Raw genomic sequence first — 231 nt, 5'->3', positions numbered from 1 at the left:
CACCCACAACGCCGCCCGCAAGACCCGCTGCCAGCGTACCCAGCGCGCTTATCGTCTGCCGCTGCTCCTCAGACAGGTCTTCACGTTTAACGCCCGGATACATCTGCTGCGCGATGTACTCGCCCATCACCGCGCCCGAGGCGCCCGCCAGCGCAGCATTGCCCGCCGCGTACGAGGTTACCGCACCCAGCACCGCGTGCGCCATCAGGTTCGCTTCGGTATTAACCTTAC

General features: G+C 65.4%; 1 protein-coding gene. It reads right to left on the bottom strand.

The window, feature by feature from the left end; genetic code table 11:
• Nucleotides 1-231: VENN motif pre-toxin domain-containing protein (locus tag SB765_RS34325; protein ID WP_410933116.1), on the bottom strand; the 231-nt coding region annotated here is incomplete at both ends.

Source organism: Pseudomonas sp. SIMBA_067, assembly GCF_046534675.1.
GTDB lineage: Bacteria > Pseudomonadota > Gammaproteobacteria > Pseudomonadales > Pseudomonadaceae > Aquipseudomonas > Aquipseudomonas putida.
This window is presented reverse-complemented; position numbering and strand designations above follow the sequence as displayed.